Annotated in this window: 11 protein-coding genes; 4 read left to right on the top strand and 7 right to left on the bottom strand. The window is 70.6% G+C overall.

Translation table 11 applies throughout. The features are described 5' to 3' along the window. The 7 genes from AB0I91_RS19350 to ehuB all read right to left on the bottom strand — a co-directional run. Nucleotides 1-423, bottom strand: a 423-nt coding sequence (locus AB0I91_RS19350; protein ID WP_499637948.1) for an FAD-dependent oxidoreductase, incomplete at its 3' end; no start/stop codon positions are given. Continuing rightward, entirely contained in the window at nt 420-1,043 is a 624-nt protein-coding gene (locus AB0I91_RS19345; RefSeq protein ID WP_499637945.1) for a TetR/AcrR family transcriptional regulator, read from the bottom strand. The genes AB0I91_RS19345 and AB0I91_RS19350, both read right to left, overlap by 4 nt. A 133-nt stretch (nt 1,044-1,176) precedes the next feature. Then, on the bottom strand, nt 1,177-1,551 hold the full coding sequence (locus AB0I91_RS19340; protein ID WP_498778002.1) for an ATP-binding protein: 375 nt from the start codon (nt 1,549-1,551) through the stop codon (nt 1,177-1,179). A gap of 59 nt (nt 1,552-1,610) precedes the next feature. Then, nucleotides 1,611-2,375 (bottom strand): ectoine/hydroxyectoine ABC transporter ATP-binding protein EhuA, encoded by a 765-nt coding sequence (gene ehuA / locus AB0I91_RS19335; RefSeq protein WP_498778199.1) that lies wholly within the window; start codon nt 2,373-2,375, stop codon nt 1,611-1,613. Between the two features lie 8 nt (nt 2,376-2,383). Beyond that, nucleotides 2,384-3,043, bottom strand: a complete 660-nt coding sequence (ehuD, locus tag AB0I91_RS19330) for an ectoine/hydroxyectoine ABC transporter permease subunit EhuD (protein ID WP_498777999.1) — start codon at nt 3,041-3,043, stop codon at nt 2,384-2,386. Then, nucleotides 3,040-3,738, bottom strand: a complete 699-nt coding sequence (gene ehuC, locus AB0I91_RS19325) for an ectoine/hydroxyectoine ABC transporter permease subunit EhuC (RefSeq protein WP_499637941.1) — start codon at nt 3,736-3,738, stop codon at nt 3,040-3,042. The genes ehuD and ehuC overlap by 4 nt, the downstream gene beginning before the upstream one ends. 16 nt (nt 3,739-3,754) lie before the next feature. After that, nucleotides 3,755-4,651: an ectoine/hydroxyectoine ABC transporter substrate-binding protein EhuB gene (ehuB, locus tag AB0I91_RS19320; protein WP_498777995.1), complete on the bottom strand. Its 897-nt coding sequence runs from the start codon at nt 4,649-4,651 to the stop codon at nt 3,755-3,757. Between the two features lie 265 nt (nt 4,652-4,916). Here ehuB and ectA point away from each other — a divergent pair, with 265 nt between their 5' ends. Genes ectA through thpD form a run of 4 tightly spaced genes read left to right on the top strand, consistent with a single transcriptional unit; the run spans nt 4,917 to nt 8,057 of the window. Then, nucleotides 4,917-5,468, top strand: coding sequence for a diaminobutyrate acetyltransferase (gene ectA / locus AB0I91_RS19315; RefSeq protein WP_498777993.1), 552 nt, complete (start codon nt 4,917-4,919; stop codon nt 5,466-5,468). Continuing rightward, entirely contained in the window at nt 5,465-6,724 is a 1,260-nt protein-coding gene (ectB, locus tag AB0I91_RS19310; RefSeq protein WP_499637939.1) for a diaminobutyrate--2-oxoglutarate transaminase, read from the top strand. Before ectA ends, ectB begins: the two co-directional genes overlap by 4 nt. Then, nucleotides 6,721-7,167, top strand: a complete 447-nt coding sequence (locus tag AB0I91_RS19305; protein ID WP_499637936.1) for an ectoine synthase — start codon at nt 6,721-6,723, stop codon at nt 7,165-7,167. The genes ectB and AB0I91_RS19305 overlap by 4 nt, the downstream gene beginning before the upstream one ends. Next, complete coding sequence (gene thpD, locus AB0I91_RS19300) at nt 7,164-8,057, top strand: ectoine hydroxylase (protein ID WP_499637933.1); 894 nt, start codon at nt 7,164-7,166, stop codon at nt 8,055-8,057. Before AB0I91_RS19305 ends, thpD begins: the two co-directional genes overlap by 4 nt. The last annotated feature ends 80 nt before the right edge of the window (nt 8,058-8,137 follow it).

Below are 8,137 nucleotides of genomic sequence, written 5' to 3'. Positions count from 1 at the left end.
GAGGGTCACCCCGACACCGCCCGGGTGCTGCTCGATCGCGGTGACGATGGTGGCGAAGCGGAGGTCGGCGTCGTCGCGCACCGCGCGGTAGAGGACGTCCTCGATGTCGCCGCGCAGGATGTTGAACGCACGCCTGCTGAGCAGCGCCCGCACGGTCTCACCCGGCACGGTGAACCTCGTCGAGCCGTCCGGTCGCACGTAGTGCATCTCGTCGGGGGTGATGTGGTGCTCGTCGAGTTCGGGCAGGATGCCCATGCGCTCGGCGGCGTCGTAGCCCAGCCCGCCGAACGTCACCGCGTAGCCGCTGGAGCGGCGGCCCGGCGTGCGCTCGACCACCACGGGCTCCCAGCCCGCTTGGCGCAGTCGCAACGCGGCGCTCAGGCCCGCGATGCCGGCGCCCACGATCACGGCTCGTCTGGTCATGTCGTCGATTCCCCCTGGGTGGTGAGACCCGCGGCGACGATGTCGACCAGCAGGTCGATGATCTTGGTGCGGAGAGCGGGGTCGCCCAGCCGGTCGGCGAACATCGGCACCAGCAGGACGGTCTGCAGCACGCCGATGATCACGGCCGGGTCGACGTCCACCAGGTCGCCGGCGCGTCGGCGGTCGGCGACGAACTCCGACACGGCGGTCACCGGGTTGTCCGCCAACGCGGTGACCCGCGCCGGGTCGAGCTTGCCGGCGACCGCCCGCATCTCCTCCGGGTGGCTGGTCAGCCTGCTCCACAGCGGGTTGACGGCCAGCTCGTGCAGGGTGGCGTGCAGGAACCGGCGCAGGCCGTCGCGCGTGTCGGAGCCCGCGAGCAACGCCTCGTCCACGACCCGCCGCTTCACCTCGGCGGTCTGCCGGAGCATCAGCTCCAGGTACAGGGCCTCCTTGGAGTCGAAGAACAGGTAGAAGCTGCTCTTCGCCACCCCGGTGGGCGCCATCAGCTCGTCCAACGTGGTCTTGCGCAGGCCGACCGTCGTGAACAGCCGGTGTCCGGTGTCCAGCAACAGCGCCGTGATCCGGGCCTTCTCCTCGGACGAGAGCGCGGGCGGCATCGGACCCCTTCCACGGTGGCGATCGCCTGCCGACCGCTGCGACTATAAAAACAGATTGGAAATTTGGTTTCAAATGCAGCTGCCCGCGTGGGCGTCCGGGCTCGCGGCGGCGGAGGTGCTGCCGCACGTGAGGTCAGTCCTCGAAGTCCAACTTCGCCCACACGGTGGTGGTCCCGTCCCGGGAGAGCACTCCCCACCGGCTCGACAGCGCGTCGACCAGCAGCAGCCCCGCCGACCGCCGCCACCGCGAGGCCCGGTCGCGGGCGCGGTCGTGCACGGTGACCAGCATCGTCTCGCCGAACTCGTCGAGGTCGAGCTCCAGGACGTAGGGCGCCGAGCCGTGGTTCACCGCGTTGTCGAACAGCTCGCCCGCGACCACGCCCACGAGCACGACGTCTTCCGGGGGCCAGCCGTCCAAGCGCTCCTGGAGCCACCGCGCCACTTCCACCGGCGACATCGAGTCGTCGTCCCGGACCACCAGGACGACCGCGCCGTCACCGACCTCCACCCGACGATCCTCCCACTACGCCCCGACGTGGACCTGACGAGAACCTTGCGATCCGCCGGTCAGGACTCGTCGATCACCGAGCGCAGGAACTGCCGGGTGCGCTCCTGCTTCGGCGCGTCGAACAGCTCGTCCGGTGACGCGGACTCGATGATCCGGCCCTCGTTGAACATCAGCACGCGGTCGGACACGTCGCGGGCGAACTTCATGGCGTGGGTCACGCACAGCATGGTCACGTCGAACGTCCGCGCGACGTCACGCAGCACGTCGAGGACCTCGGCGGCCAGTTCGGGGTCGAGCGCGGAGGTCACCTCGTCCAGCAGCAGCACGTCCGGCCGCATAGCCAGGGCGCGGGCGATCGCGACCCGTTGCTGCTGGCCGCCCGACAGCTGCGACGGGTAGGCGTCGAGCTTGCCCGCCAGCCCGACCACGTCCAGCAACTCGCGGGCGCGTTCCTCCGCTTCCTCCGCGGGAAGCCCGAGGACGTGCACCGGAGCCTCGGTCACGTTGCGCAGCACCCGCATGTTAGGGAACAGGTTGTACTGCTGGAACACCATCGTGGTGTGCCGGCGCATCGCCCGCAGGTGCCGTTCGCCCGCGGGGACGAGGGTGTCGCCGCGCCGCTCGTGGAACAGCGGCTCACCGGCGAGGGTGATCGTGCCGCTGTCGGGGCGGGTGAGGGTCATCAGCATCCGCAGGATCGTCGTCTTCCCCGACCCGCTCGGCCCGATCAGCGTGACCCTCTCGCCCGCGCGGACGCCGAAGGACAGGTCGTCGAGCACGACGGCGTCGGCGAAGCGCTTGCCGACCCGGTCGAACGTGATCAGCTCCGCGGTCATGCGAGTTCCCTTCGGTACCGGCGTTCCAGGACCCGCACCGGCCACGCGATGAGCAGCGCGGTGACGAGGTACAGCAGCCCGGCGACGGTGATCAGCTCGAGGTACTGGAAGTTCTGGGAGCCGACCGCCTTCACCACGCTGAGCACCTCGGCGATGGTGATGACGGTGAGCTGCGGTGTGTCCTTGAACAACGCGATGGCGTAGTTGCCGAGCGCGGGCACCACCCTGGGCACGGCCTGCGGCAGCACGACCCTGGTCCAGGTGCGACCACGTGACAGGCTCAGCGCCTTCGCCGCCTCCCACTGGCCGACGGGCACACCGTCGATCCCCGCGCGGTAGACCTCCGAGGTGTAGGCGGCGTAGTGCAGGCCGAGGCCGATCGCGCCGGTCGCCATCGCGGACAGCTCGACGCCGATCGTGGGCAGCACGAAGAACAGGAAGAACAACTGCACCAGCAACGGCGTGGAGCGGACGAACTCCACGAAGAACCCGACCGGGAGCCGGACCCAGCGCAAGGTGCTGCGGCGCAGCAAGGCGAACGCGAGCCCGAGCACCAGCGCGATCACGTAGCCGAACGCGGCGGCCTGGAGCGCGGTCGCCAGGCCGCGCAGCAAGGGCGGCACCGCGTCCCACGCGGCCTGCCAGTCGAACGTCATCGCGCCCCCTCGGCGGCCGGGGGGCCGACGTGCGGCCCGCGGTGAGCGGTGGTTCGGCCCAACGAGGCGGCCGCACGTCGTTCGACCAGCTTCACCAGCCGGGTGAGCACCAGCGCGATGACGCCGTAGCCGACGAGCAGGCCACCGAACGTGGCCGCGGTGTCACCGGTGGCGGCACGCACGATCTGCCCCTGGAACGTCAGGTCTTGGAGGTAGACCAGCGACACCAGCGCGGTGGCCTTGAGCAGCTCGACCAGCAGGTTGCCCAACGGCGGCACCATCGCCACCAGCGCCTGCGGCAGGACCACCAGCCGCATCCGCTGCCACGGCGTGAAGTTGAGCGCCGTGGCGGCTTCGAGCTGCGCGGCGGGCACGGAGAGGACCGCGCCGCGCACGACCTCCGCCCCGTACGCGCCGATGTTGAGCGACAACGCCAGCACCCCGGCGAACAGCGGCTCCAGCTGCAGGCCGAGGCCGGGCAGGGCGAACACGAGCCAGAACAGCACGACCAGCGCCGGCAGCCCGCGGAAGCCCTCGGTGTAGGCCAGGGCCGCACCGCGCACCAGGCGGTTGGCCGACAGCCGGGCGAGCCCGGCGGCGAACGCGAACACCAGACCGAGCACCGCCGCGAACAGCGTCAGCTCCAGGGTGACGAGCAGCCCGTCGAGCAGGCGCAGCCACAAACCCGTGGACATGGGGTGACCCTTCCCCTCAGGCCCGGTCGGGCCGGCACAGCCGGTCCGCGGTGAGGTCGGTCATCTCGGACTCGGTGAACCCGAACGGCCGGACGATCTCCAGCAGCTCGCCGCTGCGCTTGAGCCCGTGCAGCTCGGCGTTGAACGAGTCGCGCAGCCGCCGCTGGTCCGGGCGGAAGCCGAACCCTCCCGCGCCGTACTGCTCGACGCCGTCGAGCACCGGCACGAACGGCTCGGTCAGCTCGACCTCCGCGTCCGGCCGGCGGGCCATCGCGTCGCGCAGCGAGATCGCGGTGAGCAGGAAGCCGTCCGCGCGACCGGCCAACAGGCCGTCGATCCCGCCGGCCTGGGTGGCGAAGGTCACCGTCCGGTCGGCGGGCACGCCGTACCCGGCCGCGATGTCGACCTCGAAGCTCCCGAGCAGCACCCCGAGCTTCGCCGTGCCGTCCCGGACGAAGTCCTCGAGCGCGGTGAACCGCCCGACGTCGCCGCGCCGCACCAGGACGGCCTCGGGCGCGTTGTAGTCCGGGTCGGAGAACAGGATCTGCTCGCACCGGGGCGGGGTGATGAACATGCCCGCGGCGATGACGTCGAACAGCCCGGCGCGCAGGCCGGGGATGAGCGCGCCGAAGTCCGACAGGGCTGGCACGAAGTTGTGCACGCCGAGCCTGCGGAAGACGGCCTTGGCGACCTCGGGCGCCTCCCCGGTGAGCTCACCGCGGCGGTCGACGTAGCCGTACGGGGCCTCGTTGGCGAAGCCCACGCGCACCTCGCCCGTGGCGCGCAGGCGCTCCAGCAGGTTCCCGCCGTCGCGCTGGGCGGACAGGTCGACGGTGCTGCAACCGGTCGCGGCGAGCCCGGCCCCGATACCGGCCACCAGGAACAGGCGGCGGGACAAGTGTGATGAGAACACGAAGTGGGATTCCCAACTTCGACGACAGGACGGTCCACCGCACCGCGACGCGGCGGGCGGACTCGGCGACCCTAGAGAAGTCAGCGGCAAAGCGTCAACACCGAGCGGGTGACTTTCGCGGAATAACTGGAGAAAACCTCTGTCACACAAGGAGAAAGTCGCTCCGCATGCGACAAGTCCAAAGTGGACTATGAACCTTGCGGTCTCCTGACAGGTGTCACGAGCGGCGCCCGCGCCGCCGGGGCGGCTGTTACGTTCCGGCAGCATGTTCGCCGAACCGAGGAGAGAACGCGGCGTGCTCGAGTCCGACGCCGTGCCACCGGTCTCGACGGGGAGACCCACGCTTGACGACGCGGGTGCGCTGTGGCGGCTGGCCGCCGACACCGGCGTGCTGGACGTCAACTCCTCGTACGCCTACCTGCTGTGGACCAGGGACTTCGCGGCCACGTCGGTGGTGGCGCGGGTGAGTGGCGAGGTCGTCGGCTTCGTCACCGGCTACGCCCGCCCGGACGCGCCGGGGACGCTGTTCGTCTGGCAGGTCGGCGTGGCCGAACGGCACCGGGGGCGCGGCGTCGCGCGGACGATGCTGGAGGACCTGGTCGGTCGTGGCCCGCGGTTCGTCGAGACGACGGTCACGGCGACCAACGCGGCGTCGATCCGGCTGTTCGCCGGGTTGGCGCGCGACCACGGCGTCGGGCACACCCGTGAGCCGCTGTTCACCGCGGACCTGTTCCCCGAGCCGCACGAAGCCGAAGAACTGCACCGCCTCGGGCCGTGGCCGGGGTCGTCCCGCACTCGAACACCAGGAGAGACGTGAGCATCTTCGCCAGCCTCGAATCCGAGGTCCGCAGTTACTGCCGCAAGTGGCCGGTGGTGTTCGACCGCGCGCTCGGCGCGCGCCTCTACGACGAGGACGGCAGCGGTTACCTGGACTTCTTCGCGGGCGCGGGCGCGCTCAACTACGGGCACAACAACCCGGTCCTCAAGAAGGCGCTGCTCGACTACCTGGCCGAGGACCGGATCACCCACTCGTTGGACATGCACACGGCCGCCAAACGCGACTTCCTGGAGGCGTTCGACGAGGTGGTGCTCCAGCCGCGCGGGCTGGCGTACAAGATCCAGTTCCCCGGTCCCACGGGCACCAACGCGGTGGAGTCGGCCCTCAAGCTGGCCCGCAAGGTCACCGGCCGCGAGTCGGTGATCAGCTTCACCAACGCCTTCCACGGGATGACGCTCGGCGCGCTGTCGGTCAGCGGTGATTCGATGAAGCGCGGGGGCGCGGGCATCCCGCTGGTGCACGCGACGCCCATGCCCTACGACAACTACTTCGAGGGGCAGTTCCCCGACTTCCTGTACTTCGAGCGGTTGTTGAGCGACGCGGGCAGCGGGCTCAACGCGCCCGCCGCGGTGATCGTGGAGACCGTGCAGGGCGAGGGCGGCATCAACGCGGCGCGATTCGACTGGCTCGCCGGTCTCGCGGAGCTGTGCCGCACGCACGGGATCCTGTTGATCGTGGACGACGTGCAGATGGGCTGCGGCCGGACCGGCCCGTTCTTCAGCTTCGAGGGCGCCGGGATCGTGCCCGACATCGTCTGCCTGTCCAAGTCGATCGGCGGGTTCGGGCTGCCGATGGCGCTCACCCTGGTGCGCCCGGACCTGGACGTGTGGGAGCCCGGCGAGCACAACGGCACGTTCCGGGGCAACAACCCGGCGTTCGTCACCGCCACCGCGGCGCTGCGCGAGTACTGGGCCGACGACACGCTGGAGAAGAGCACCAAGGCCAGGGGAGAGCAGGCCGAACGGGTGCTGCGGGACATCGTCGCCGCGGTGCCCGGCAGCTCCGCGAAGGGGCGGGGGCTCGCGCGCGGCCTGGCGTTCGAGGAGACCGGGCTGGCCGGTCGGGTGGCGGCCGCGGCGTTCCGGCGCGGCCTGCTGGTGGAGACCTCGGGCCCGGACGACGAGGTGGTCAAGCTGATGCCGCCGCTCACCATCGCCGACGACGAGTTCGAACGAGGGCTGGCCGTGCTCGCCGACTCCGTGCGGGAGTGCGTCACCGCGGGAGGGCTCTCGTGATCGTGCGCTCCCTGCACGACCTCGACGGCACCGACCGCGACGTCGTCACGCCCAACTGGCGCAGCAAGCGCATCATCCTGGCCGGTGACCGGGTCGGGTTCTCGCTGCACGAGACGGTGCTGAAAGCGGGCACTGTCAACGACTTCTGGTACGCCAACCACGTCGAGGCGGTGCTGTGCGTGGAAGGCACCGGTGAACTGCTCGACAAGGAGACCGGCGAAGTCCACGTGCTGCGGCCCGGCACGCTCTACCTGCTCGACGGGCACGAGCGCCACCAAGTGCGCCCGGCCACCGACATCCGCGCGATCTGCGTGTTCAACCCGCCGGTCACCGGGCGGGAAGTGCACGACGAACGCGGCGTGTACCCCCTGATCCGCCTTGCCGACCCGGGGAACGGCGACGACCCGGCGAACCCGCCGTCCGATGAGGAGACCTACGCGTGACCGCGACCACCACCGCAGACCGGTACCCGACCCGCACGGCGGTCGAGGCGGAGCCGATCGCCCGGACCGAGCCCGTCGTCTGGGGCGGGGACGCCTCCGGGCCGCTCGACGCCGAGACCGTGGCAGGCTACGACGCCAAGGGCTTCCTCACCGTCGAAGGACTGCTGAGCCCCGACGAGGTCGCCGTGTTCCGCGACACCGTGGGCCGGCTGCGCACCGACCCCGTCGTGCGCGCCGACGAGCGCACCGTGGTGGAGAAGCAGTCCGACGACGTCCGCTCCATCTTCGAGGTGCACCGGATCAGCGAACTGGTCGCCCGGCTCGCCGCCGACCCCCGGCTGCTCGACCGGGCCCGCCAGATCCTCGGCTCGGAGGTCTACGTGCACCAGAGCCGGGTCAACTTCATGCCCGGCTTCACCGGCAAGGGCTTCTACTGGCACTCCGACTTCGAGACCTGGCACGCCGAGGACGGCATGCCGCTGATGCGCGCGGTGAGCGCGTCGATCGCGCTGACCGACAACTACCCGTTCAACGGCGGGCTGATGCTGATGCCCGGCGCGCACCGCACCTTCGTGCCGTGCGCCGGCGCGACACCCGACGACCACTACCGGTCGTCGTTGAAGGAGCAGGAGATCGGCGTGCCGAGCCGGGCGAACCTCACCGCGCTGGCCGACGCGCACGGCATCGAGCAGTTCACCGGCCCGGCCGGGTCGGCGTTGCTGTTCGACTCCAACAGCATGCACGGCTCGGGCAGCAACATCACCCCGTTCCCGCGCTCGAACATCTTCCTGGTGTTCAACAGCGTCGAGAACGCCCTGGTGGATCCCTTCGCCGCGAGCCGGCCGCGGCCGGACTTCGTCGCCTCGCGCAACTTCACCCCGCTGGGCTGACCCCGAACGTCAGGTGTTCGTCAGCTCCGAACGGTCGGCTCTGGGGCATCATGGTGTGGCGACTCGCGGAGGGCGGTAAC

It is taken from the genome of Actinosynnema sp. NPDC049800, assembly GCF_040656635.1.
In the GTDB taxonomy this organism is placed as follows: domain Bacteria; phylum Actinomycetota; class Actinomycetes; order Mycobacteriales; family Pseudonocardiaceae; genus Actinosynnema.
Note: the sequence above shows the minus strand (reverse complement) of the source record. Positions and strands in the feature narration are given on the sequence as shown.